Source organism: Halomicrobium katesii DSM 19301, assembly GCF_000379085.1.
GTDB classification, from domain to species: Archaea; Halobacteriota; Halobacteria; order Halobacteriales; family Haloarculaceae; genus Halomicrobium; species Halomicrobium katesii.
Window position 1 is genome coordinate 1,244,596 of the sequence record NZ_KB905378.1, and the last position, 22,089, is coordinate 1,266,684.

The following is a 22,089-nucleotide window of genomic DNA, read 5'->3' on the forward strand; positions in this document are numbered from 1 at the left end:
GAATGCTGGTTGTTTGGTCACAGCTGATAGCAGGAGACGGGATGCTTTCCATACAACGGAGTCTTTTCGCTAGCTTGAGCAAGAGCGACGAGCGTATTGCAGCTGCGGTTGCCCTCTACAAGCGCGAGCGGATCACACTCGGTGACGCTGCGAGACTCGCCGGTGTCGACCGCTGGACGATGCGTGATATCCTCCGTGAGCACGGCGTCAAACTCCGTCTTGGACTCGTTGACGAAGATGACGCAGCCTATGAGGGAGAGGCAGCAAGCGAACTCGGATTCGATGATGAGGACTCGGACGACGAGGAGCCACGCGCGAAATGACAGGTGACGATATTCCAGCCAATCCGAGCGTTCTGAACGCGACCGTCCTCTCGAATTTTGCGTATACCGACCAGTTGTGGGTCGTTACAGGACTCTCTAGAATCTGTGCGGTTCCAGTCGTCCGCAAGGAGCTCGAAGACGGCGTCAACGATCATCCGTATCTTCAGTCAGCGCTCGATACACTCGACGACGAGATTCCAGTCGCGACAATTTCGGATACCGTCGCTAATAGAGAGGCCGTTGTTGGTGGTCATCTCGATCTCGGCGAGGCCCAGGCGTTCGCCTTGGCGGACGCAGCGGACGGTCGCCTACTGACCGATGACGGGGATGCCCGGTCGTTTGCGAAAGATCAGGGCGTGACTGTTGTCGGGTCGGTCGGAGTTCTGTTGGCTGCCATCGATGCCGGGAAGATCGATGAAACGACTGCTGACGAGTGGCTGTCGACGTGGATCGACGAGATCGGGTACTACGTGCCGTATCGGACGATCTCGGAGTATCGATGAGGAACTCGCTCGAAGTTCGAAACGCCTGATTAGTGTGACCGTGAATACGTCTATTACCAATGAGTGAAGCCGACAGACGACTGTCCGAAGAGAGCGAACAACGGTTTCTGGATCTGTACGCCCATCTGTTGGTGTACGTCAACGATCGATTCGATGTCATCGAAGAGATCGAATCGGTCGCAGATCTGGAACAGCACTACACTGACGAGCTTCTCCCGCTCCGAAACACGCTGTATAACGAGTCAACGACGGATCTGATAGAGGACTTCGTTGAACAGAATCCGGCTGATTTGTCGGACGCTGATCTCGAACAGGTCGCAGCGTGGACTGACTTCGTCACCGGAGAGTTCGTCGTCGTTCGCTATCGAGAGGACGATGCGATCTTTCTCGATTGGGCAGAACCACCGAAGGCATACGCAGTCCGCCCAGCTCGGCTTCCGTTCGCCGAATTATGGGATGAATCCGCACTTCCAGTCCCAGTTTCGAGTGTCGCTCTGCTGCCGTTCGAAGGCGAAATCGTCTACGATGGATGGGTCGGAGTCAAGAATATCATCTTCGGAGGGTCACTCAGTACCGACATCGACGACGAGTACGAGGAGGCCAAACATCGCTTCGGCATAATCGACTCGCTTCCAGCACCCGAGGAAGACGAAAAGACGGACGCTGAAGAGTTGCGCTTCTACATGAAGAACAAGCGTAATCGAGAGCGATACGCGTCGGAGATTGAGCAGTTGCGGCAGAAAAGCGACGAACTGGAGCGGATTTACCATCAAGAGATGGGAAAGGCCCGTGCTCGAAGCTTGGGTCGGGAACTGCGTGAATTAGGACTTAACGAGGCCTATGTGGCGATCTACGACGACCGGATTATCACCAGTGCTCCCTCCGAATCCGAGGTTCGCGAGCTCCTCGAAGAGATTATGCCGACGGGGAAGGCTACCCACCCATACATCTATCATTTCGATCCCTGATCGATAGTCTGCAGCCTACGACTGGAGTTGCGTGACAGTCGACGCGATTTCGCTTTTCGTCGGTTCACCGGAGAACTCGAACACTCTGTCCCCGACACCGAAGGCGTACCTCTGGTAGGAAACGTTGACGTGAATCCAGTATTCGACATCGCTGTCTGTCGCGTCATACTCGGCTTCACCTGTATTCTCTCCGTGCTTCAGCACATCGAGTAGGTATTCTTCGATACGTGACGCATTCACGATTCGTAAGAGATGATCGGCAGCGATGTTGTCCAACACGTCTGCGGGGGTTTCGTATTCTTTTCCGACGAGATAGAATTCGCCGTAGTACTCGTGTGACTCGATCTGAACACGGAGTGCGTACGTCTCAGTCATATCGGTAGTTCCGAAGAGATACGTATCAGAGTGTCTGTTACGGCAGACTACCCGCCGGTGGCCGTGTTGTGAACAAGATTTAGTCGGAATGGCACGCAACTACAGTATATATCTTTCACCGCCAGCTGGCACACGCTTCTCGATAAACTCGACGACCTTCCCGAGAATGCGACGCTCATCACGCCGCTCTCCCATCACCGATTTCGTATTACTGAGGTGCAGGACGCTCGCGTCATCATCTACTTCGAAGACAGGGACGAGACGCGGCCGCTTCAGCGAGACCAGTTCGAAACGCTCTATCGCCGGGTTCAGGATGCCCCGGACGGGTTTGATCTTGATCGTCTCCCGGTAGATGCCGATCCGTATCCTGTGGTGTGGAGTGTCCATCCACGATTCGAGGTTGATGAGAATGCTGGTGTCATCACCCAATCAGAGATCGCGACGGCGACACAGGTAGTCGACGCGGAACAGGAACCTACGGACGAGGACCGAATTGAACCCAACGGACTGGATGTCTACTCGGACACGCTCCTCCTCATCGATGCACTCGAACGTCACGATGTGACTGATCTCCCTGAATTGGAGACGAACGCGCTAGTGAATCTCTACACACTTCTTTCGGATGTCCAGCGAGATGCTAACGACTTCCGGTAGGAAGTCGCAGATGTCCTTCTCGCTCGACTCCATCACGACCGTCCGGTCTCTGGGCAGTATGGCTCTGTCCAGCGGACGAGTCGACGCAATCGATCGCTCAAAGGCGACGAAGAGGTGGTGGAACGCCTTGTAAACGCTGGCATCGACCGTGAACGTGTGCTGAGTGTCGACCGCTCGAAAGTCGATGAAGCACTCGAAGTGACCACTCTCTCTGAATCGGATGTCTACGACATCCAGGAAAGCGAGTACGTCCGGAAGGCAGAGGTCGATGAAGACGTGAAAGAATCTCGGCTCCAGGGGTTGAAAGACCGCCTCGCGGCAAGTGACGACGACGAAGCTGAACAACTTCGAGACGAGATCGAAGACCTAGAGCAGCGTATCGACGACCTCACGAGCTTCCGCACGGGTACGGAGATGTAAGGATGACTGCCTACCGATTTCGCGTGAAGTTCGACCCGGACCCGACATCGCTGTGGCGGGATATCGTCGTCGGGGCGGATAGGACAATCGCTGAATTCCAATCAGCAATCAACCGCGTATTCGGGCTCGATCAGGGCCATCTCTGGTTTGCCGGTGATGACGAGGACTACTGGGATAGCAATGTCAAATGAGGGTGTCATAGAACGATTAGCACACCAAAGAGCAGGGTGAACGCTGAGGTGGTATGAGCCCAGCGACCCTGCAAGATCACCCTTCGGTAGACTCGTTCTTCAATGTCGCGGAGACAGAGACGTTAGCGTTGTTTGAGCACCTCTCCTTCGAGTTTCTCGAAGAGTTCGACGTGTTCGCCCCGGCGGAGACGGGGCGAACACGAGATCACGAACCACCAGAACTGATGCGGGGCTTCCTCCACTGCTACTACCACGACATCTACGGCATTCGTCCAGTTGAGCGGGAGCTTCGGAACACAGTTGTCTGGCTGAGCTGTGGCTTCGATCGACCTCCGTCCAGAGATGCAGTCGATCGCTTTCTGACTGATCTTGGACACATCGTTGACGATGTCTTTGACCGACTCGTCGAGCAGGCCGCCCGTCGCGGCCTGCTCGACTTGACCTACTGCATCGATTCGACCGATGTGAGGGCAATGCCCGCCGATCAAGACGCCTCAAAGTGCTACGATCCAACCGACGACGAGTACTACCACGGCTACGGTTGCACAATCGTCTCGACCGGGCAAAAGATCCCGATTGCAGCCGAGTTCACCGAGAGCAAACAAGCACCAGAGGAGACGGCGATGCGCGTCACACGTGACGCGCTCGCCATCAGGCAACCGATCTGGATGGTTGGTGACAGCGCCTACGACACGCTCGACTGGCACGACCACCTGCTGGCCGCAGGGGTCGTGCCAGTCGCTCCGTACAACGCACGGAACGCTGATGATCCGAAAGACATCGAGTACAGGGTCGAAGACCGCATCGAAAAACACAGCGAGGACGTCCAGATGAAGCAATCAACGTTAGACGAGACGTATAACCGCCGTACGGGAGTAGAGCGAACCAACGAATCAGTGAAGGACTGCGGCCTCGGGCGAACGCACGCCCGAGGCCGCGTCCACGCACGAGCGCAGGTGTTTCTTGCTCTGTGCCTTCGCCTCGTCGTCGCTATCACCAACTACGAACGTGGAGACAACCCGGGAAGCACGATCATCACGGTGTGAGAAGAGTTCTATGACAGCCTCATGTCAAATACCAGTGCCCGCAGGAGTATGAGGAGTCGCTTGGTGGCGATCCGGTATTACGTACGGAACGGATCGAGAACGCAGGAGACGTGACGATCGGTGAGATGACTCGTCAGCTCGGTCTTGAACAGTACGACCGCATCTGCTATCTCTACGACTACGGCGACGAGTAGCGCTTCTACGGCATCCTGAAAGAGGCTCTCAGCGAGGAACCGAGTGACACAGAGCCAGCAGTCGTGAACGAGAAGGGCGCCCCGATCGACGCCCAGTACGAGTCGTCAGGGGTCGATGAGAGCGACCCTCCTCTGCCTGATCCACTCTATTCAGTGCTTCCAGAGACTGCTGTGCCCGTCGCGGATCTTCGTGCACTGGAGGAGTGTGATGAGATCGTTCACGTCATCCCGTTACTCAGCATCGAAACCGGGTTTGGAGCGGTCTGCGAGCGGTTCGCGATTCAGTTCGAGGAGACAGGATACGTCCTCGAAAACTTCCAGCCAGGATGGCAGATCGTCGAGGAGGTCGACGGAGCAAACAAGACCGAAGAGGAACTTCTCGCCGCGCTTGCGGACGCAGTACGCGAGTGGCACGCTGAGATCGCGGAGGTCTCGGGAGCGATGACGGGACAGCACTTCGACGAGGAGACTGTCGAAGCGATGCATGTCGAACTGGAAGCCGAACTCGAACGCAAAGGGTACGGCCACCTGTTGTAGTAGTCGTCCAGCACTCTGTCGATCTGGACGAATTCTTGTGTGCGTCCTCCTGATTCTCCCGTAGTGGCTTCGACTCCCGTCTCTCGTCGAACGGTCTTTCGAGGAATCGCTCAACGATCGTACGTCGAGTGGCCGGCGTATGAGTCGACACCACTGTACGATCGAACGTCGCTTGCGGGACTGGAATCGGATGTTCGGACGGTTTCGGGCGCGTGGTTCGCCCACGAGATCCACGACTCAATCGGGCAGTTCGTGTGTTCGCTACCGCTGGCCTACTTCAGATTCGAGTCCCACGACCGCTACTCGAAGTCGACCCGGTACGGGATGGACTCCCTCTTTCGAGTGTTCGTGCTGAAAGAGATCCACGGATGGAATCACGAGACGGCACTCGTCGAATACCTCGATAGCCACCCTGAACTTTGTAAGCAACTCGAGTTTGAGGCCGTTCCGAACCAGTCAACACTGTGGCGGAGTTGGCACGAGCGTTTCACCGCCGATTTGCGGGAAACAGTCGAGACTGCCGCACAAACGATTCTCATTACCGCTCAGAACGAAGGTGTCACTGTTCCACGTCATCCGGAGCGGAAGCCCCCACAGCGAGAGAACGAAGGCAGGGAATCCGATCCCGACGACCGGGCCGTCTTGGAACGGGCGGAACAAATAATCGACCACGTCGGCCACGTCGTCTTCCCGGTGTTCTCGTTAGACCGTGGTGAGGGCTGTGAGATTCACGAGAACGCCTACTGGGGGTTACAGACCTATCTCGGGTTGCGTGAGAATCTCGCTGCTAACGAGGGCGCTCGGAGCTTCATCCATGAGTCGACACGTGATCGGACACCGCTTGGTCACGCCCACCGCGACCAGATTCGTGACTTCTCTATCGCGGAGATCCGAGAAATGTACCGACAGGCAGTCACCCGGCTACTGGATGAGGTCGGCCGAACAGAGGAGTTCCTCCGGGCGGGAATTATCGCGATCGACATCACCGAAGCTGACCCGTTTACTGGCGATAGGACGGGCCACGAAGACGAGATCATCGGCACGAAGGAGAAGACCGACGAATACGCGTACCAGTGGGCGACGGTTCAGTTAGTCGGGAACGCTGTCCCGATTGTACTCGATGCGCGACCTGTGCGGCGGGGTGAATCACGGAAGGAGATTGTTGAGGATCTCTTGGACTCTGCTGAAGCAGCCGTTCACGTCGACAACGTCCTGATGGACCGAGAGTTCGACAGCCAACACGTTCTGGAGATGATCGGCCAGCGGGGACTGTCGTATGTCGTGCCCAAGCGGATGCAGACCAGCGAGAAAGCCCAGGCAAAGCGGTTGCTTCGACGTGATCAAGATCGGTACGAAACCGACAGGAAGCTCCACCTCGGGAAGAACGAATGGCACGAGACGACGCTGATCTACCGCCGGAAGGAGAACTCCGTGCACGACGATCACCGACAGTATTCGGTGTTCATGACGAATCGAGGGAGCGGGCACCTCACGGAGTACGGCTACCGCTGGGAAATCGAGAGTGGCTACAAATCGATCAAGCGATTCATGGCCGCGACGACCTCGAAGGATTTTGGGCTCCGGTTCTTCTACTTCGCGTTCGCCTGCCTGCTGTACTCGATCTGGCGGGCCGCCGATCTACTCGTCCAAGTCGAGGTAACTGGCGAGTATGAGCACTCACCGGTGATTACAGCGGACAACACGCTGACGCTGCTGAAGAAGGAAACTGGAATCGGGTAGAGAGACACTCTGTCTGGGTTAGCGCGCCGTCTGAGTGGCTACACTATTGGACATCTGAAAAACTTGTCCACAAGGTTGGTGGTTTGGCAAGAATGGCCGCTTGGAGAGTGATCTGGAGCAGTTTCCGCTGACCGAATCGGTCAAATTCACGCATCACAGGCCCTCTATACCCGCTGTAGTCTCAACTTCCATCGGACCCCCTTTTTGAACCGTCTTACCATTTATGGCTGGTTTAATGGTTCAAAGACAGCGTGTCATAGAACTCTTCACGTACTACAGTCAGTCTAGTTACTGTTTCAGATCGTTACCGCAGTAGAGAGGCGTGCACGCGGTGCACGTTGTTTAGAACCGTTCAGAGACCGCCGTTTTATTCTCAAATACCGATATTTCTTAGGTGGTCCGCGTGGTTCAGATCAGCTTCGGTGATTCCTACAACAACGTATTCATACGGTCATGCGAAAATATTTGCCAGCGTAGACCCAATTTGGGGTAATGGGACGGTTAGACGATATCACTCTGGAAGAACTTCAGCAACTCCGTGAACGAACCGAGGGAGAGATTCCTCGAGAACGTGTTCTTGCTGCAATCGGCCGAAAGCAGGGCGATGAACTGGAGACACTGGCTGAACGGCATGGTGTCGTAGAGAAGACGATCCGCAACTGGCTCGATCGGTTCGCTGAGGAACCGATCGAGCAAGCCCCCTATGACGATCCCAGACCAGGCCGTCCCTCGAAGCTCGACGAACACGAACGCAAACAGTTCTTTGAACAACTTCAGCAGCCACCGACCGAACTCGGCTATGAGCAACAAGCGTGGTCGCCGAAACTACTGCTTCACCACGTCAACGAAGAGTACGGAGTCGAATACAGCGAGGGCCACGCTCGGAAACTCCTCGGAAAGGCCGGGCTGTCCTGCCGGACAGCACGGCCGCGCAATCATGAGGCTGATTCAGAACAAGAAGCTGAGTTTCAACAGATGGTCGAAAAAAACGGCCGAAACTAACCGAGAAAACCGTCGTTGTCGTCGATCAGTTTACCAAGCGCGTTGGCACAGTGCAACGACATGGCTGGTACCCTATCGGGTCAAATCCAACGATAGAGACATCGAACTCCTGGGATAAGGTGACAGTGCTGGGCGCTGTCACCGACGACGGTGACAGCTTCTACTGCTGGACCGAAGAGAATCTCACCTCACAGCAAGGAATCTGGCTGCTCGGGGCGCTCCAAGAACGGTTTGGAGAAGAGTTGGTAGTGTTTCTTGACCGTGCTGGGTACTTCTACAACCAGTCGATCATATCGGATTAGAGTGAGTATCTGCTTGGAGAAGATGTGCAACAACCCCAAGCAGACAGCGAGATAGAGGAAGAGCACTTGCTTAATTTTGTCGTCAACAGTCTCGACGAGGAGCTTTTGTTAGATCTCGGCGAGAACGTCGAAGTCAGCACAGAGAAGCTCTACGAGGTCCTCGCCGGCGCCAGCGCCGGTGGGACCTCGATCAACCATGTCTGCGAAACGACCAACGACTCGCCGCACGCCAACACCGTCCGTGGCCATCTCACCGATCAGTTCGAGCTTGACTCGGTTGAGGCGGTTGGAGACACGCTTCTCCAACGAGATGCTCTTGAAACACTGCCGGATCGGCCGGTGGAGGTCGTCGCCGACCTCCACCTTGATCCCTACTACGGCGACGAAGACGAGACAGAGGCGCTGTACTCCTCGCAAGCGAAACGTGGAACGACGACGTTTCACGCATACGCCACGCTCTATGCGCGGGTACACAACAAGCGGTACACGCTAGCGGTTCGCCAGCTGGTTGCTGGCGAAACTACCAGCGATGTCCTTGCCGAGTTTCTCGAACTCCTCGACGGCCTTGACCTCGGCGTCAAGGCCGTTTACCTTGACCGTGGATTCTACAACAGCACCTGCCTCACACTGCTGTACGCGCACAACTACGCCTACGTCATGCCAATCGTCAAGTGGGGCAAGACGATTCAGGACGAACTCAACAGTGGCTGGAGCCGCGAGATCGAACACGATCTCGCCGGCAAGGTGACGTTCCCTGTGTTCATCGACTGCGTCTACCAGCAAGGACAATACGACGAACACGGGGTGGCGCGTCACGGCTACGCCGCTGACGCGCCGTTCATCGACACGCCACGAGATGCCCGAGAGCACTACAGCAAGCGATTCGGCATCGAATCGAGCTACCGATTAGCCAAGCAAAGCCTCGCGTTCACCAGTTCTCAGGACGCTGGTCTGCGACTGGTGATGTTTGTAGTGAGCCTCCTGCTCCAGAACAGCTGGCGGTATCTCCACTGGATGTACGTGGCGGCGCCCCGCCGAGGGGGGCGCCGCCTCTGGCGATGGCCGTTCACGGAGTTCTGTGAGATGGTGCTGCGGGCAGCCTGGACAGCGCTTGGTGTGCGCAGGTCTGTGCCAGCAAACCAACCACTCGACGACCGATTCTTCCGGTAGCTATCCCCCGAAAGGGGCGGCGGTCGTGAGTGGCAACGCCGTCGCGTCGGCGGCAGTCCGCCGCCGACAGCGACTCCTCACCGTCGTAATCGCCGTCCATGTCATTTCGAGAACTGACCACGCATCGAAAACGCAGATCCAGACTCTACTGGAGGAGTTAGAGAAGTCTCGATGTGATCGACTGACAACAGAGATCTCTGGGAGCACGTCAGTGGCGGGCGCGCGACCGAAACTGTCGGAGACAGTTCGGTCGCGTGCGTGCACGGAGATGAAGAAGGGGAGGAGCACCTCGATGTCTGGTACTTTCCGCCGAAGTTACCGGAACTCAACGCGGTAGAAGGCTGCTGGGATCGACTCAACGAATGGTTCAAGTACCGGCTTATTCCTGACCTGTCGTCGCTGAAAGAGCAGATTCAACGAGGACTCCGCACGGTTGATGAACCGAACATCTGGAACTATCTCTGTCTATAACTACTGGTAAAAACTAACGCACGACCGTATCAGCGGCTATGGAGCTGGTAACTCTACATACATCGATAAGCATGCGAACAGTTCTATGACACCCTCTCAAAAGAGACAAAAGTCTTGGTACGAAGAGATACAGCGTTCCCGGAGCTGTCTCGACCCATCACACCGGCGACGTACCTGCCGAATCGACGAGCGAATACTGTCGGTCCGACTTGTACCTTCTGCTTCAAGAAGGTTGTACTGGGTCATTTTGGAGAGATAAGTCCGGATGGTCCGTTTCATCCGTGGGTTGTCGACCTCCTCTGTGTAGTGGTCGTGAATCTCGCTCTTATATGGAGCTACGGAGAGACTCTGTAGTTACACTGAGCCGGTCACAATCTATGAGTGTATTTTTTGTCCAGCTAGCGTTCGGCGGCTGATTGAGCTAGGTGTCGTCGAAATCAACACGGAGCCGCTCAATGCGGGCATCAGGTGGCGATTTAAGCAATTCTGGGAGAATACGTCTTGGACTGTTTGTTCGCTGATTGCTGAAAACTCCATCACTCCGCTTCTTCGTCCTCGAAGTACGAGAGCACCTGCCCCTTGATATCGGTGAATGCTTCGCCGGTCCGATTTCGCGGCCTGTCAATGTCGACGGAGACGATATTGAGGACGGTCCCCGGCGCTCCGGAGAAGACGACGATCCGGTCGGAGAGGTACACCGCCTCCTCGATGTCGTGGGTGACGAAACAGATCGTCTTCCTGGTCTCCGTCCAGATGTTCAGGAGCCCCCGGTGGAGGGAGGCCTTCGTCCGGGCGTCGACGCTGCCGAAGGGTTCGTCCATCAGGAGGATCGGCGGATCGACCGCCAGCGCCCGCGCGATCCCGACCCGCTGGCGCTGTCCGCCGGAGAGCTCTTTCGGGTACGCGTCGGCCTTGTCCGGCAAGTCCACGAGGTCGAGGCAGTACTCGACGCGCTCCGCGACCGTGTACCCGTCGGGAGCCCCGACCTCCTCCAGTCCGTAGGCGACGTTCTCGGCGACGGTCCGCCAGGGGAACAGCGCGTCGTCCTGGAACACCATTCCGCGGTCCGGGCCCGGTTCGGTGACCGGCTCGCCGTCGACGAACACCGCGCCTTCGGTCGCGGCTTCGAGACCGGCGACGATCCGAAATATCGTCGATTTCCCGGAGCCCGAGGGCCCGACGATCGAGACGAACTCGCCACGCTCAACGCCGAAGCTCACGTCCCGCAGGGCCTCGACGGGGCTGGTTTCGCTGCTGTATACCTTCGAGACATCGTCGATCGAGATCTGTGCGGTGTCGGTCCCGGATTCGGCGTCGCCGGGTGTCTCTGTCGAGTTCATGGTGTCACCGCCACGCGAGCGCCCGCGCTTCGAATACCTTGATGAGGCGATCCGACAGCAGGAAGAGCAGGCCGATCACGAGCATGTAAGCGATCACGACCTGCATCTGGAGGAAGTTTGCCGCGTCCCAGAGGTGCTTGCCGATCCCCGGCACGCCCAGCAGCTCGGCCGCGACCATGACCATCCACGCCTGTCCGGCCGCGGTCCGAAAGCCGGTGAACAGATCCGGCTTCGCGGAGGGAATCACGACGCGCCTGATCAGCCCGAGATTGGACTTCGTGCCGAGTGACTGGGCGACCTCGAGGAGCTGGTCGTCGACGCCGCCGACACCGCCCTCCGCGTTGTAGTAGTTGATCCAGAAGGCGACGATGGCGATGATGAAGGCCGCCCCGCGGTCGTTGAGCCCGAACCAGATGATCGCGAAGGGAATCCACGCCAGCGGCGGCACCGGCCGGAGCACGCCCGCGACCGTCCCGACCGTGAGATCGATCCGCTCGGACCAGCCGACGGCGATCCCGACGGCCATTCCGAGGGCAGAGCCGATCAGCAGACCGGGGACATAGTGGCGCAGACTCTGCCAGATCAGCTCGAACACGAGTCCGGAGGCGGTGTCGGCGACCAGGACCCCGAGGACCGTCGGCGGCAGCGGGAGCAGGTTCCGCGGCGTCACGAGCGCGACGCCCCACCAGACGACCACGAACGCCGCGAGTGCGCCGAGCTGGAGGCCGAGCGACTCGCCCCGTCTGAAGCCGAGGCGCTCGGGCTCGAGCCCAACGGTCTCCGATTCGTTACGACCCGCCACTGGAGACCTCCTCGTAGAAGCTGTGGTCGAACACGTCCGCTTCCGAGAGGTCGGTGTCGACCGATCCCAGCTGCTGGTGGAAGTCGTTGTAGACGAGGGACTTCTCGACGATCTCGTGGGGATCGGAGATGAAGTTCGAGGCCGGGGAGTTGATCGCAGTCCGTGCGATCTCGACCGGGAGCACGTCGCTGCCGACCACCTCGCTGGCCATTTCGGCCGCCTGATCCCGATTTTCCCGGATGAAGTCGGTCGCCCGGACGTGAGTCGAGACCAGTTCTCGGACAAAATCGGGGTTCTCGTCGACCAGCGACTCGGAGGGCTGGAGGACCGCCCCGGGCTGGCCGGGCATGATGTCGCCGGCGTACCGGAACGGCTCCATGTCGCTGTCCTCGTTCGCCTGGAGGAGCGTCGGCACCGGTTCGATCGCGCTGCCCGCGTCGGCGTTGGCCGTCGACAGCGTCGACTGGAGCGCGCTCGGGCTCTGACCGACGATCTCGACCACGTCCAGATCGAGGCCGAGTACCTCCGTGATCCAGTACCGCAGGAACACGTCCGGCGTCGAGCCGGCCGGGAGCGTCGCGAACCGCGGCTTGCGACCCTTGTCGGCCCTGAACCGCTCGAAGGCGTCGGCCCCGTGGTCGTCCCAGTAGGACCGGAACTCGCTGTCCCCGACCATCACGTTCGGCTCCAGCACGTTCGCCGCGACGACCTTCGAACTGACGCCGTTGGCGATCGCCACCAGTCCGGGGCTGATGCCGACGTACGCCAGGTCCAGTTCCCCAGAGGCGTAGGCCTGCACCAGCGGCGGGCCACCGCCGAAGGTCTGGACCTCGACGTCCGGGCCCAGCTCGTCGTACCACCCCTGTTGCTCGATGACGAAGTACTGCATCATCGGGAAGACGTTGAGCGTCCCCAGTGTCAGCGTGTCCGGCTTCGATCCGCCGGTGAGGCCTTGACAGCCGGCGATACTCGTCGCAGCGCCCGCCGCAGTCGCTCCGAGCCCGCGGAGCAGGTCGCGACGTGACGCCCGTATCTCTCTCATATGTTATATTTATCAACCAAAGTCATTAGTCGCACGATACCGCGCGACACTTACCGGTGTCTATGACAGGCCGCTCGGACCTGTCACGCCTCGTCGATCGCCGCTTCTGACAGACGATTGGCTGCCTCCAGGACCGTCTCGGGTGCGAGCGACCTGACGAACAGTTCGACACGGCGTTCGCCGTCCGGGCCAGTCTCCGGATCGATCACGGATATCTCGGGTTCCTTCCGAGAGATCTCGGTCTCGTATGCCGTCGCATACGGTAGCGTCCTGGTGGATCTGTATAAACGTCCGGTGAAGCCCATGTAACGGGGTAGTCTCCGGGTAAGTAAGCTACTTGTTCGCGGTCGACATCGATCCAAAATACCGGACACTCACGTGACCCCGATGGCACTCAGCTCCCAGGACGTGCTCGACGCGGTGCTGGCAGAGTACGACAGCACCGACGGCCCCACGAGTGTCCGGACCGTCGCCGCGTCGCTCGACGAACCGGCGTCGCGCGTCCGCCCGGTTCTCACGTCGCTGTGTCGCCGTGAGTTCCTCAAATCGGTCGAGGGCGGGTATCGGCCCACGGTGACGGCGCGGGAGTTTCTCGAACTCGACCTGACGTTCGACGATGTCGTCGCGATCGAGCTCGTCGACGAGTGACAGCCACGATTGCGGGAGACTGTACTGTTTTGACTGTGCCGTGAGCAGTTCGACACAAGACACGGTATGGCCGACGAGGATCCCAGCAACGAGTCGTCCGAGCTGACGACCGACGCCGACGGCCGGTGCGAGATCGACCTCCCGGACCGAGAGTACCGTATCTACCGCTGTGTCGACTGCGATAACGTCGTGTTGACGCTGCGAGACTGCGGCGGCGGGATGACCTGTCACGGGGAGACGATGGAGCGCGTGACCGAGGCCCCGCTATCGATCAGGCCCCCGACATCAGGCAGGTCCTCCTCGACGCGTTCGGCCTCCCCAAGGCCGGACTGGACATCTGTCTGTGTGTGATCGGCGAGGGGCCGCTCTCCCCGGCGGAACTGGCCGAGCGACTGGACTACGAGGAGGGTACCGTCCGGACGTACCTCGACGAACTCTTCGAGTTCGACCTGCTCGAGAAGTCACAGCTCAACCGGGAGACGGGCGGTTTCGTCAACGTCTACCACTCGGTCGACCTCGACGAGATGCGCGAGAAGACGCTGGTCGGCTTCTACACCTGGGCCGGCGAGGCGGCCTCACTCATCGAAGAGGCGAACCTCACGAAGGAAGACTACCGCGACGCCGACGTGGAGAACGCCCTCAACGAAGTGTTCTGGGAGCAGTTCACCGAAGAGCGCTCGGACGATTGAGACGTGGTATATAAAACTGGCGGTGACCTGCGTCCCGATTGCTCGTCTGAACCACATTAAGTATCGTTCCGCGTATCCGATGGTGTATGAGTTCGGAATCACGGTCGCTTCACCGGGATGACGCCCGCTTGACCGATCGATCGCACTTCGTCGATCCCGACAGCGTGTTCCGCAACGTCAACGAGATCCTCGGGCGCAAGTGGCACCTACGGATCGTCTACCACCTACTCACGGACGGTCCGATGGGTTTTAGCGCACTGAAAGGATCACTCAAGGGGATTTCCTCGAAGATGCTCTCCGAGAGCCTCTCGTCGCTGGAAGATCGGGAACTGGTCGCCCGGGAGATCGTCAGCGACCAGCCGGTTCGGGTCGAGTACTCGCTGACCGAGCGCGGTCGGGCGCTCGAACCGATCCTCGACGAAATCGTCCGCTGGGACGCCGAACACGGACCGGTGACGGAGTCGGGATGACGACCCACTACGACGTTCTCGTGATCGGCGGGGGCACCGGTAACAACGTCGCGGCGGCGGCCGCCGACGCCGGGCTGGAGACGGCGCTGATCGAACCCGGCCCGCTGGGCGGCACCTGTCTCAACCGCGGCTGTAACCCCTCGAAGATGCTGATCCAGGCCGCGAACGCCGCCGAGCACGTCCGTGACTCCCAGAAGTTCTTCCTCGACGCGTCGCTGGAGAATATCGACTACGCCGCGATCGTCGACGACATGGAGGAGACGCTGTCGCCGCTGGCCGAGGGCATGGAGGCCAGCTACCGCGAGAAAGCGAACCTGACGCTGTACGACGACACGGCGACGTTCGTCGACGACCGCACCGTCGAGGTCGGCGACGAACAGCTCAGCGCGGAGAAAGTCGTCGTCGCGGCGGGGAGTCGACCGCTCGTCCCGCCGATCGACGGACTGGACGAGGTCGAGTACATGACCAGTCAAGAGGCCCTGTACCGCCGCGACCAGCCCGACTCCCTCGTGATCCTCGGCGGCGGCTACATCGCCGTCGAGCTGGGATACTTCTTCCAATCGCTGGGCACGGACGTGACGATCGTCGAGATGATGGATACGCTCGTCCCCCGGGAGGACTCGGACGTGGCGGCGGCGTTCACCGAGATCGCCGCCGAGCGCCACGACGTGTATACCGGCCACCGCGCGACCGCCGTCGAGAACGAGGTCGACGGCGTGACCGTCCACGCGGAGACTGAGGACGGCGACGCGGTCGCCGTCTCGGGCGAGGCGCTGCTCGTGGCGCTCGGCCGGCGACCGAACTCCGACACGCTCGACGTCGAGGCCGCGGGCATCGAGACCGACGACGACGGCTTCGTCGTCACTGACGACCACCTCGCGACCTCGGCCGAGGGCGTCTGGGCCCAGGGCGACATCGCCGACAACGCGATGTTCAAGCACTCCGGGGACTATGAGACCGAGATCACGATCGAGAACGCCGTCCACGGCGGCGAGGCGACCGCCGACTTCACCGCGATGCCCCACGCCATCTTCACCGAGCCCCAGATGGCCGGCGTCGGAGCCACGGAGGACGAACTCGGAGACGAAGGCCGCGAGTACGTCGTTGGCCACGAGGAACTCCCGGACACGCCGATGGGCCGGGCCAAGAAACTTGACCACGGGTTCGTGAAGGTGCTGGCCGCGCCCGATGGCGAGATTCTGGGCTGTCATGCGCTGGGCCACGAGGCGTCAACGATGATCCACGAGGTCGTCGTCGCGATGCGTGCGGGCTCGGGACGGGTCTCCGACATCACCGACACCATCCACGCTCACCCGACGTTAAACAAGGTCGTCGAGTACGCCTTCGACGACGTCAACCTGAACTAGTCGCCGCCGCCGATTGCTACTCCTCGCGTTCGTTGAGGAACTCACGAGCCCGCTGTGCGCCGAGTTCGCGGAGTTCGTCGATGAAGGCCGGGTCGCGGTCGACCTTCGTCGAGCAGTGATACTGTCTGCCCATCTGGATGCGGTGGATCTCCGTCCTCGTGAACTCGTCGGCCGGGAGCTTGCCGGTCTCGACCCACTCGTTGACCCGTTCGATGAACCCCAGCTCCTGGTTCAGCGAGATGTTGCCCGACAGTTCGTTGCGCCGATCCGCGATGACCTCGCTCATCGTCGGCTCGCCCTCGAAGCCCTGCGGGTTGACCTGGATTACCCACAGCTCCTCCGGCTTGCGCTCGGGCGGCTGACTCATCAGATCGCCGACCGGCGGATTCTGTGAGAAGAGCCCGTCCCAGTGGTAATGGCCGTCGATCTCGACCGCCTCGAAGAGGTTCGGGACGGCTGCCGAGGCCAGCACTGCTTCGACGGTCACGTCCTCGTTGGTGAACGTCTCGAAGACGCCGTCGTTGACGTTGACCGTCCCGACGACGAGCTCGGGGGCGTCGCGCCGGCACAGCGCCGGAATCTCCTCGAAGTCGATGTACCGCTCCAGCACGGTCCGGATCTTCCGTTTCCCGACCTCGGGCATCGGAAGCTGCGAGGGACTCACCGACGGGACCGGGAAGCCAGCGCTCTCCATGCGGGAGATACTGGTCACCATACTGTTGAGCCACCGGTCCTGTGGACCGTCGACGGCCATGTCGTCCCAGATGCCGTCGAGGAGCTCCCGAGCCAGCTCCGCGTCTCCCTCCAGGAGGCCGTACCACATCGCCAGCGCGTTGAACGCGCCGCCGGAGGAACCGCTGACCCCGACGAGTTCGTACTGCTCCTCGTCCCAGTGTTCGAGGACCGTCCGCAGGACGCCGCAGGTGAAGGCGGTGTGGCTGCCCCCGCCCTGACAGGCGATCGCGACCCGGGTCGGCCCGTCGTCGACTTCGTCGTCCGCCGTCGCTGTCTCACTCATACGTGTGGGTGTAGCCGCCGTCGAAGAGGAGGTCCGCCCCGTTCAGGTGCTTGGCGTGACTGGAGAAGCCGAACGTGAAGAGATTCGCCACTTCCGCCGGTGTCATCATCTCCTTGGTGCGTGCCTGTCCGAGCATGACGTTCTCGACGACTTCCTCCTTCGAGAGACCGCGCTCCTCGGCGGTGTCCTCAATCTGATCCACCATCAGCGGCGTAAGGACGTAGCCGACGCTGACGGTGAACCCCCGGAGCGTGCCACCACCCTCCGCGGCGATCGCGCGGGTCAGTCCCGTCAGGCCGTGTTTGGCGGTGATATACGTGGGCTTGTCCTTCGTGGCGTAGTGGCCGTGAACCGAGGACATATTGGCGATCGCGCCGACGCCGTCGTCGGTCGCCTCAATGTGCGGGATCGCCGCCTGTGCCATCTTGAATGGCGACCGGAGCATCACGTCAGTCAGCAGATCGTACTTTTCCATGGGGAAATCGGCGATGGAGGCGATGTGTTGCATCCCGGCGATGTTGGCGACGAAGCGCAGGTTTCCCTCCTCGGCCGCCGCCGTGACGATGGCCTCGACGTCGTCGTCACTGGTGAGGTCGGTCTCGACCCCGTGGTACTCGGCGTCCGCGTCGAAACGCTCGATCGTCTCGGCGGTCTCGTCGAGTCCCTCGACGTCGATGTCCGCACCGACGACGGTGAGGCCGTTGACCGCCAGTGCGGCGGCCGTCGCCTGGCCGATGCCCGATGCCGCGCCGGTAACGATCGCGACGCTGTCGGGCTCGAAGTGCGGGTCGTCGATCCGCAGGAAGTCCTCCCGGGTCAGTTCCGGTGCGGTCAGTTCGGTCTCTGAGTCTGGCATGACGTTCGTCTTGGACGACGGCGGCCAGTCGTAAAGTCCCGACTCACGTCGGAGTAACGTCGTTCGACAGCGCCGGGTCCGTGAGTGTCCGGTAACCGTGTTACTCTGCCGTTGCCGGGACACTATATGTAACCGGATTGTAGGTAGAAACACAGGAAAGGTGTGTTACCAATGAGTACGAAATCGACCGACACGGCCGTCAGGTATCCCACGCAGGGCCCGAGCCCCAGCGCGTACGACCGATACACGTACGTTACCGCCGGCGATCACGTCATCATCTACGACGACAAGTACGAGGATGCCTGGGTCCAGGCGAGAGTGTCACTCGATCTTGACGAATGGCGGTGATGACGGCCGCGTTCGCCACGTCGAGACCGGAGCCAGAACCGATGACAAGGAAGTCGAACCCTTCCATATCGTCGACATCGAAGCCTCGCCAAATCAACGTTCTCCAACACTGGCATAAAACGAGTCGGGGCCGTACGCGTCTTGCCAAGCAAACGCGAACAGGCGGCGGGAAGGGATCCGTGTGAGTCTGCGGCCGTCGTCACTTTTACCGGTCGTTACGTCCCACGGGGCACCGTCTGCAAAGAGTTCACCGTCCCGGATCTCGAAGCGTAGGCCCGTGTCTTCGAAGGCGTGCATCCCGTCATCAATCGCCACGACGACAATCGAGTCACCGCCAACGGTGTCGGTCACGGCACCACCAGCCGCTGCGACGCGTGGGCGTGGGTAGCCGACCGCGTCGCCACCGCGTTCGACCCCGAGGACGAGCGTCTTGGGGTCGAGATCCGACCGGTCCCACGATCGCTTCGCTCCGGTCCCGCGCATCCCGTAGAGACCGAACTCGTCGCTCGCCGCGTAGCGGTCGTAGGGGTTCATGTCGTACGTGTCCCGCAGTGCGCTTTCGGTACCGTCTCCAGGCCCTCTCGCCGCCTGGAGGACGACGCCGTTGGGATACCGCGTGCGGAACTGCTCCCACGAGATGATCGGCGCAGAGAGCGCCTCGAGTTGCCGGCCCGCGAGCTCGCCAGTGATCGCCATACCTGTCGGCTGTTTCCACTCCGAATCCGTCTCTTGATCGTACAGCACCAGGGCGTCGTCGGCGAGCTTGCCCGAGACGCCGAACGTCAGCGTCTGTCCGTCAATACGCCTGTCGTAGACCACGGCACTCCAGCAGATCGGACACCACGTCACGGCGATCGGCCGGCCGTCGACGGTGTCGTTGACGATCTCGTGGTAGCTGAGGATCCGTATCGGGTAGGCTCTGGCTGCCCCATTGTCGCTCTCAACGACGACGACCTCGTCCTCCGGTTCGCCGAAGTACGACGCAGCGAACGACGGGTCGTCGACGCTCGGAATCGCGTCTCGTGGGAGAACATCTTGGATCTCCATCGCTCGTATCGGTGGCTTTGAGCGCTGCCTATTTTTGTCTTGTTCGGATAACCGTTCCCACTGTCGGCACTGGGCACGGGAGAACATTCAGAAGCCAGCGGATTCTACGATCACTCATGTCCGCGACCATCGAGACACCGGACCGAGACCAGTCCTGTGCCTGCTGCAGATCAGCGATCTTCGATCACGATCCGATCTACGTTCGGGAGTGCACTGACGACTGTGGCTTGTCGTCGTATTTTTGCAACTACGCCTGTCTCTCGTCGTTTATCGACGAGCGAGATCTGACCGTCGGCGACGCCTGCGAGTGGTCCCCGGAGTAGCGCAATGGACTCCGACGCCTTCCAAACCCCGGCAGGTCACTCCGTGACCGCTGTCACAGCCGACGAGATGCGTGCTGTCGACGACGCCGCAGTCGACGACTTTGGCATCTCGCTGCTTCAGATGATGGAGCACGCCGGACGAACCCTCGCCTGGCACGTGCGGGACTGTAAGCCCGAGTCCGTGACCGTTCTCGCCGGCGCTGGTGGGAACGGTGGTGGTGGACTCTGCGCGGCACGACACCTGGCGAACCGCGACGTGGCGGTCTCGGTCGTCCTCGATCGGCCCCCGGCAGACCTCGCCGGCGCGGCCCGCACCCAGTACGAGACGCTCGCGGCGATGGGCGTCCCGGTCAAGTACGGTGTAGCTCCAGTCGCCGACCGAAACCCAGGTTTGCTCGTCGACGCACTCGTCGGGTACGGCCTGGACGGACCACTGCACGGGACTGCGGGCAACCTGGTCGAGCAGACGACTGGACTAGACGCCACCGTCGTCTCGCTCGACATTCCCTCAGGGGTGGACGCGACGACAGGCAACTGTCCTGGCCCGGTGATCCACCCGGATCGGGTCGTGACCCTCGCACTCCCCAAGACAGGGCTGACGAGCATCGATGCCGAGTGCTTTCTGGCCGACATCGGGCTCCCGGAAGCACTCTACGAATCCCTCGACATCCCGTACGCCACGCCGTTCGGAGAGGCATACTGGGTCGCACTGTCGGCGTAGCCAGTGTGCACTGCTCGCTCGCGTTCGGGACGATTACCATCGGCAGTGTCGGTGCCATCGTGACCGGGTCGGCGGCGGACCGCTTCGGTCGAACCACAGTGACGTGCGCGAGTATGGTCGTCAGCGGACTGGCCTGTCTCGGTACCGGCCCCGTCTTCGGCCGCTCGCTGGTCGTAGTCGCCCCTTCGTCCTCGTATGGAGCGTCAACATCGGAACAGTCGTAATGGTCAAACTCCGACGCTCGCCCGACGCTACGCGACTTGGGGGCGGCCGCGGATAGTTTGTGAGGGGCGCGATTAGCCGATGGTCAGGATCTCGAAGTCGTCGTCCGCCAGCTGTGCGATCTCGGGCGCGTGATCGGTCGCGTCGCTCAGCAGATCGGCCTCAGCGTCGTCGTAGGCGTCGGCCACGTCGAAGGCGTTGGCACAGTATCCACAGGCGCCGGCGAGGATTCCGGACTGCACGATCCGCCCCCACTCGTCGTGGAACGGGTGGTCGGGGTTCTCGGCGTAGGCGGCCGGCCACTTCGTCGCCTCCCCGTCCAGGTAGAGCTCGACCTCGTACCCAGCGGACGCGAGCTCGGTCGCGTAGTTGAACCCGTTCCCCGCAACCGGTGTCCTGTCTGGTCCCGCGTTCAGTAGGACCGCGTACCTTCGTTCCTCGTCTCGAGCAGTTGTTTGCTCGGTCACCTGTTCTCTACTCCCACCACGGAAGATGCTATCCAGAAATCCCATCTGTGTATCCAAATGGACTTCTATCCGAATATATATTAATTATAACTGGCCGTGCGCCGGTCACGGGAAACCGACAATTCGATGCTCGTGCGTCGTTACAATTGTGTATCCTGATATCCAAATAGTACCCACGTTACGCCAATATTACAGGAGGTTGAAACGCCGGCGATCCGTCGTTGGGGCCATGACGTCGACTGGTTCCCATGACGAACTGGTGGTGGCTCCAGAGTTCGAACTCCCCAACGTGGGGGTGGGGCCGGACCCACTCTCGCTGGATCGGCTCGTCGACCGTGTCGACTTCGCCGTGCTCCTCTTTCTCCGAGACTACCACTGTCCGAAATGCAAACAGCAGGTCCAGACCCTCGCCGAGGAAGCGAGGCAATTTGCAGAACTCGACGCCGCTGTACTACCAATTCTCCCCGAACCGGTCGAGCGCGCTGGAGAGTGGCAATCCCAGTTCGATTTGCCGTTCCCGTTGCTGGCGGATCCCGAGAAAGATGTCGCCGACGAGTACGACCAGCCGACTCGCTACGGCAAACTCGGCGAGATCCACGATCTGATCGGCCGACTACCGGAGAGCGTGATCCTCGACACCCGCGGCGACGAGGCTGAGATCGTCTACACTTACCAGGGTGATGATCTAGGCGATCGCCCAGACATCGAGACGCTGGTCGCCGAAATCGACACACTTCAGGAGACGTTCGTCTTCGACTGCTCGTTAGTCGACTGCTGAGACGGAACGGTGTCGTTGCGCACCGGTGTCCACTATTGGGGAAAACAATCATCGG

Annotated in this window: 27 protein-coding genes and 4 pseudogenes; 21 read left to right on the forward strand and 10 right to left on the reverse strand. The window is 60.4% G+C overall.

Annotation, left to right across the window (positions count from 1 at the left end):
• Nucleotides 1–2: 2 nt before the first annotated feature.
• Genes HALKA_RS19245 through HALKA_RS0106615 form a run of 3 tightly spaced genes read left to right on the forward strand, consistent with a single transcriptional unit; the run spans nt 3 to nt 1,794 of the window.
• Nucleotides 3–323 (forward strand): DUF7317 family protein, encoded by a 321-nt coding sequence (locus tag HALKA_RS19245; RefSeq protein WP_018257241.1) that lies wholly within the window; start codon nt 3–5, stop codon nt 321–323.
• A complete protein-coding gene (locus tag HALKA_RS0106610) occupies nt 320–826 on the forward strand; it encodes a PIN domain-containing protein (protein WP_018257242.1) in 507 nt (168 codons plus the stop codon). Before HALKA_RS19245 ends, HALKA_RS0106610 begins: the two co-directional genes overlap by 4 nt.
• A 59-nt stretch (nt 827–885) precedes the next feature.
• A complete protein-coding gene (locus tag HALKA_RS0106615) occupies nt 886–1,794 on the forward strand; it encodes a hypothetical protein (protein ID WP_018257243.1) in 909 nt (302 codons plus the stop codon).
• Nucleotides 1,795–1,809: 15 nt separating this feature from the next.
• On the opposite strand, the gene HALKA_RS0106620 is transcribed toward HALKA_RS0106615, so the two are convergent.
• Nucleotides 1,810–2,169 carry a hypothetical protein gene (locus HALKA_RS0106620; RefSeq protein ID WP_018257244.1) on the reverse strand — a complete coding sequence of 120 codons (360 nt, stop codon included), beginning with the start codon at nt 2,167–2,169 and terminating at the stop codon, nt 1,810–1,812.
• Between the two features lie 108 nt (nt 2,170–2,277).
• On the opposite strand from HALKA_RS0106620, the pseudogene HALKA_RS19250 reads away from it, so the two are divergent.
• From HALKA_RS19250 to HALKA_RS20270, 9 genes and pseudogenes are all read left to right on the forward strand, one after another.
• A pseudogene (locus HALKA_RS19250) lies at nt 2,278–3,243 on the forward strand (hypothetical protein).
• A 2-nt stretch (nt 3,244–3,245) separates the two neighbouring features.
• Nucleotides 3,246–3,431: pseudogene (locus HALKA_RS19255) on the forward strand (IS1096 element passenger TnpR family protein); the annotation flags it as partial.
• Between the two features lie 56 nt (nt 3,432–3,487).
• Entirely contained in the window at nt 3,488–4,480 is a 993-nt protein-coding gene (locus HALKA_RS0106650) for a transposase (protein ID WP_018257250.1), read from the forward strand.
• A gap of 23 nt (nt 4,481–4,503) precedes the next feature.
• Nucleotides 4,504–5,211 (forward strand): annotated as a pseudogene (locus HALKA_RS19260) (IS1096 element passenger TnpR family protein); the annotation flags it as partial.
• A 63-nt stretch (nt 5,212–5,274) separates the two neighbouring features.
• Nucleotides 5,275–6,951 carry a transposase gene (locus HALKA_RS0106660; RefSeq protein ID WP_018257252.1) on the forward strand — a complete coding sequence of 559 codons (1,677 nt, stop codon included), beginning with the start codon at nt 5,275–5,277 and terminating at the stop codon, nt 6,949–6,951.
• Nucleotides 6,952–7,443: 492 nt separating this feature from the next.
• A complete protein-coding gene (locus HALKA_RS20265) occupies nt 7,444–7,953 on the forward strand; it encodes a helix-turn-helix domain-containing protein (RefSeq protein WP_080505802.1) in 510 nt (169 codons plus the stop codon).
• Between the two features lie 50 nt (nt 7,954–8,003).
• Nucleotides 8,004–8,255 (forward strand): transposase, encoded by a 252-nt coding sequence (locus HALKA_RS19265; RefSeq protein ID WP_245545347.1) that lies wholly within the window; start codon nt 8,004–8,006, stop codon nt 8,253–8,255.
• Nucleotides 8,256–8,279: 24 nt separating this feature from the next.
• Entirely contained in the window at nt 8,280–9,425 is a 1,146-nt protein-coding gene (locus HALKA_RS0106675) for an ISH3 family transposase (RefSeq protein ID WP_018257255.1), read from the forward strand.
• 258 nt (nt 9,426–9,683) lie between these two features.
• Nucleotides 9,684–9,896 carry a transposase gene (locus HALKA_RS20270; RefSeq protein ID WP_245545349.1) on the forward strand — a complete coding sequence of 71 codons (213 nt, stop codon included), beginning with the start codon at nt 9,684–9,686 and terminating at the stop codon, nt 9,894–9,896.
• A gap of 157 nt (nt 9,897–10,053) precedes the next feature.
• Here HALKA_RS20270 and HALKA_RS22245 read toward each other — a convergent pair.
• From HALKA_RS22245 to HALKA_RS22110, 5 genes and pseudogenes are all read right to left on the reverse strand, one after another.
• Nucleotides 10,054–10,220: pseudogene (locus tag HALKA_RS22245) on the reverse strand (AAA family ATPase); the annotation flags it as partial.
• 212 nt (nt 10,221–10,432) lie between these two features.
• Nucleotides 10,433–11,236, reverse strand: a complete 804-nt coding sequence (locus HALKA_RS0106680; RefSeq protein ID WP_018257256.1) for an ABC transporter ATP-binding protein — start codon at nt 11,234–11,236, stop codon at nt 10,433–10,435.
• 4 nt (nt 11,237–11,240) lie between these two features.
• Nucleotides 11,241–12,038, reverse strand: a complete 798-nt coding sequence (locus tag HALKA_RS0106685) for an ABC transporter permease (protein ID WP_018257257.1) — start codon at nt 12,036–12,038, stop codon at nt 11,241–11,243.
• Nucleotides 12,025–13,080: an ABC transporter substrate-binding protein gene (locus tag HALKA_RS0106690; protein ID WP_018257258.1), complete on the reverse strand. Its 1,056-nt coding sequence runs from the start codon at nt 13,078–13,080 to the stop codon at nt 12,025–12,027. The genes HALKA_RS0106685 and HALKA_RS0106690 overlap by 14 nt, the downstream gene beginning before the upstream one ends.
• Nucleotides 13,081–13,163: 83 nt before the next feature.
• Complete coding sequence (locus HALKA_RS22110; RefSeq protein WP_018257259.1) at nt 13,164–13,289, reverse strand: hypothetical protein; 126 nt, start codon at nt 13,287–13,289, stop codon at nt 13,164–13,166.
• Between the two features lie 178 nt (nt 13,290–13,467).
• Between HALKA_RS22110 and HALKA_RS0106700 the strand changes: the two genes are divergently transcribed.
• From HALKA_RS0106700 to HALKA_RS0106715, 5 genes are all read left to right on the forward strand, one after another.
• Nucleotides 13,468–13,728, forward strand: a complete 261-nt coding sequence (locus HALKA_RS0106700; protein WP_018257260.1) for a hypothetical protein — start codon at nt 13,468–13,470, stop codon at nt 13,726–13,728.
• 66 nt (nt 13,729–13,794) lie between these two features.
• Nucleotides 13,795–14,079, forward strand: a complete 285-nt coding sequence (locus tag HALKA_RS21860) for a hypothetical protein (protein ID WP_245545350.1) — start codon at nt 13,795–13,797, stop codon at nt 14,077–14,079.
• Nucleotides 14,076–14,417 carry a hypothetical protein gene (locus tag HALKA_RS21865; protein WP_245545352.1) on the forward strand — a complete coding sequence of 114 codons (342 nt, stop codon included), beginning with the start codon at nt 14,076–14,078 and terminating at the stop codon, nt 14,415–14,417. The genes HALKA_RS21860 and HALKA_RS21865 overlap by 4 nt, the downstream gene beginning before the upstream one ends.
• Nucleotides 14,418–14,503: 86 nt before the next feature.
• Nucleotides 14,504–14,887: a winged helix-turn-helix transcriptional regulator gene (locus HALKA_RS0106710; protein ID WP_018257261.1), complete on the forward strand. Its 384-nt coding sequence runs from the start codon at nt 14,504–14,506 to the stop codon at nt 14,885–14,887.
• Nucleotides 14,884–16,254 (forward strand): dihydrolipoyl dehydrogenase, encoded by a 1,371-nt coding sequence (locus HALKA_RS0106715; RefSeq protein WP_018257262.1) that lies wholly within the window; start codon nt 14,884–14,886, stop codon nt 16,252–16,254. Before HALKA_RS0106710 ends, HALKA_RS0106715 begins: the two co-directional genes overlap by 4 nt.
• A gap of 16 nt (nt 16,255–16,270) precedes the next feature.
• Here HALKA_RS0106715 and HALKA_RS0106720 read toward each other — a convergent pair whose 3' ends face one another.
• Nucleotides 16,271–17,272, reverse strand: coding sequence for a patatin-like phospholipase family protein (locus HALKA_RS0106720; RefSeq protein ID WP_018257263.1), 1,002 nt, complete (start codon nt 17,270–17,272; stop codon nt 16,271–16,273).
• A complete protein-coding gene (locus tag HALKA_RS0106725) occupies nt 17,265–18,128 on the reverse strand; it encodes an SDR family oxidoreductase (protein ID WP_018257264.1) in 864 nt (287 codons plus the stop codon). Before HALKA_RS0106725 ends, HALKA_RS0106720 begins: the two co-directional genes overlap by 8 nt.
• 171 nt (nt 18,129–18,299) lie before the next feature.
• On the opposite strand from HALKA_RS0106725, the gene HALKA_RS21320 reads away from it, so the two are divergent.
• Nucleotides 18,300–18,476 carry a hypothetical protein gene (locus HALKA_RS21320; protein ID WP_018257265.1) on the forward strand — a complete coding sequence of 59 codons (177 nt, stop codon included), beginning with the start codon at nt 18,300–18,302 and terminating at the stop codon, nt 18,474–18,476.
• A gap of 93 nt (nt 18,477–18,569) precedes the next feature.
• On the opposite strand, the gene HALKA_RS0106735 is transcribed toward HALKA_RS21320, so the two are convergent.
• Nucleotides 18,570–19,523 carry a DUF3179 domain-containing protein gene (locus HALKA_RS0106735; protein WP_018257266.1) on the reverse strand — a complete coding sequence of 318 codons (954 nt, stop codon included), beginning with the start codon at nt 19,521–19,523 and terminating at the stop codon, nt 18,570–18,572.
• A gap of 116 nt (nt 19,524–19,639) precedes the next feature.
• Between HALKA_RS0106735 and HALKA_RS0106740 the strand changes: the two genes are divergently transcribed.
• A complete protein-coding gene (locus HALKA_RS0106740; protein ID WP_018257267.1) occupies nt 19,640–19,846 on the forward strand; it encodes a hypothetical protein in 207 nt (68 codons plus the stop codon).
• A gap of 4 nt (nt 19,847–19,850) precedes the next feature.
• On the forward strand, nt 19,851–20,567 hold the full coding sequence (locus HALKA_RS0106745) for an NAD(P)H-hydrate epimerase (RefSeq protein WP_018257268.1): 717 nt from the start codon (nt 19,851–19,853) through the stop codon (nt 20,565–20,567).
• Nucleotides 20,568–20,863: 296 nt separating this feature from the next.
• Here HALKA_RS0106745 and HALKA_RS19280 read toward each other — a convergent pair whose 3' ends face one another.
• Nucleotides 20,864–21,301, reverse strand: coding sequence for a DsrE family protein (locus HALKA_RS19280; protein WP_018257269.1), 438 nt, complete (start codon nt 21,299–21,301; stop codon nt 20,864–20,866).
• Between the two features lie 184 nt (nt 21,302–21,485).
• Here HALKA_RS19280 and HALKA_RS0106755 point away from each other — a divergent pair, with 184 nt between their 5' ends.
• Nucleotides 21,486–22,034, forward strand: coding sequence for a peroxiredoxin family protein (locus tag HALKA_RS0106755; RefSeq protein ID WP_018257270.1), 549 nt, complete (start codon nt 21,486–21,488; stop codon nt 22,032–22,034).
• The last annotated feature ends 55 nt before the right edge of the window (nt 22,035–22,089 follow it).

What these genes read in the sequence shown, in the direction of transcription:
- HALKA_RS19245 (WP_018257241.1), top strand. Translation starts at nt 3, where the DNA reads ATGCTGGTTGTTTGGTCACAGCTGATAGCAGGAGACGGGATGCTTTCC.
- HALKA_RS0106610 (WP_018257242.1), top strand. Translation starts at nt 320, where the DNA reads ATGACAGGTGACGATATTCCAGCCAATCCGAGCGTTCTGAACGCGACC.
- HALKA_RS0106615 (WP_018257243.1), top strand. Translation starts at nt 886, where the DNA reads ATGAGTGAAGCCGACAGACGACTGTCCGAAGAGAGCGAACAACGGTTT.
- HALKA_RS0106620 (WP_018257244.1), bottom strand. Translation starts at nt 2,169, where the DNA reads ATGACTGAGACGTACGCACTCCGTGTTCAGATCGAGTCACACGAGTAC.
- HALKA_RS0106650 (WP_018257250.1), top strand. Translation starts at nt 3,488, where the DNA reads ATGAGCCCAGCGACCCTGCAAGATCACCCTTCGGTAGACTCGTTCTTC.
- HALKA_RS20265 (WP_080505802.1), top strand. Translation starts at nt 7,444, where the DNA reads ATGGGACGGTTAGACGATATCACTCTGGAAGAACTTCAGCAACTCCGT.
- HALKA_RS0106680 (WP_018257256.1), bottom strand. Translation starts at nt 11,236, where the DNA reads ATGAACTCGACAGAGACACCCGGCGACGCCGAATCCGGGACCGACACC.
- HALKA_RS0106690 (WP_018257258.1), bottom strand. Translation starts at nt 13,080, where the DNA reads ATGAGAGAGATACGGGCGTCACGTCGCGACCTGCTCCGCGGGCTCGGA.
- HALKA_RS0106700 (WP_018257260.1), top strand. Translation starts at nt 13,468, where the DNA reads ATGGCACTCAGCTCCCAGGACGTGCTCGACGCGGTGCTGGCAGAGTAC.
- HALKA_RS21860 (WP_245545350.1), top strand. Translation starts at nt 13,795, where the DNA reads ATGGCCGACGAGGATCCCAGCAACGAGTCGTCCGAGCTGACGACCGAC.
- HALKA_RS0106710 (WP_018257261.1), top strand. Translation starts at nt 14,504, where the DNA reads ATGAGTTCGGAATCACGGTCGCTTCACCGGGATGACGCCCGCTTGACC.
- HALKA_RS0106715 (WP_018257262.1), top strand. Translation starts at nt 14,884, where the DNA reads ATGACGACCCACTACGACGTTCTCGTGATCGGCGGGGGCACCGGTAAC.
- HALKA_RS0106720 (WP_018257263.1), bottom strand. Translation starts at nt 17,272, where the DNA reads ATGAGTGAGACAGCGACGGCGGACGACGAAGTCGACGACGGGCCGACC.
- HALKA_RS0106725 (WP_018257264.1), bottom strand. Translation starts at nt 18,128, where the DNA reads ATGCCAGACTCAGAGACCGAACTGACCGCACCGGAACTGACCCGGGAG.
- HALKA_RS21320 (WP_018257265.1), top strand. Translation starts at nt 18,300, where the DNA reads ATGAGTACGAAATCGACCGACACGGCCGTCAGGTATCCCACGCAGGGC.
- HALKA_RS0106735 (WP_018257266.1), bottom strand. Translation starts at nt 19,523, where the DNA reads ATGGAGATCCAAGATGTTCTCCCACGAGACGCGATTCCGAGCGTCGAC.
- HALKA_RS0106740 (WP_018257267.1), top strand. Translation starts at nt 19,640, where the DNA reads ATGTCCGCGACCATCGAGACACCGGACCGAGACCAGTCCTGTGCCTGC.
- HALKA_RS0106745 (WP_018257268.1), top strand. Translation starts at nt 19,851, where the DNA reads ATGGACTCCGACGCCTTCCAAACCCCGGCAGGTCACTCCGTGACCGCT.
- HALKA_RS19280 (WP_018257269.1), bottom strand. Translation starts at nt 21,301, where the DNA reads ATGGGATTTCTGGATAGCATCTTCCGTGGTGGGAGTAGAGAACAGGTG.
- HALKA_RS0106755 (WP_018257270.1), top strand. Translation starts at nt 21,486, where the DNA reads ATGACGTCGACTGGTTCCCATGACGAACTGGTGGTGGCTCCAGAGTTC.